Origin of the sequence: Pseudoalteromonas sp. MMG022 (genome assembly GCF_021654245.1) — a bacterium.
GTDB classification, from domain to species: Bacteria; Pseudomonadota; Gammaproteobacteria; order Enterobacterales; family Alteromonadaceae; genus Pseudoalteromonas; species Pseudoalteromonas amylolytica.
Window position 1 is genome coordinate 1 of record NZ_JAKFZQ010000067.1, and the last position, 340, is coordinate 340.

At 50.0% G+C, this 340-nt stretch carries 1 protein-coding gene; it reads right to left on the bottom strand.

Features of this window, described 5'->3' with window-relative positions; genetic code table 11:
- Positions 1-340, bottom strand: a 340-nt coding sequence (locus tag L1070_RS20230) for a hypothetical protein (RefSeq protein ID WP_237126920.1), incomplete at both ends; no start/stop codon positions are given.

Consider the following 340-nt stretch of genomic DNA (forward strand, 5'->3'; position numbering starts at 1 on the left):
TCCATCATGCTGTGTTTCAGTCAGAGTTAACGACGCATCATTGTCTGGCGTGAGCGTCTCAAAGTTAGTCAATGAGGTAAAGTTAGCCAGATTTGACCCTGTTGGCACGCTCAAAATATCTGTACCGCCCCCACCATCGGCGGTTGAGCCTGTGATATGCGTGGTCGCACCTATGGTCAGCGTTTCGTCATCGCTGGTGAAAGTAATGGCGGGTGATAGATTTGTACCATTGCTGGTATTAAAGCTCGCTGCGGTACTTGTTGCCGCGGTGACATTGCTCACAGCAACAGTGGCAGTGCGAGACACACTATTACTAGTACCATCGTTGATCACCACTGTC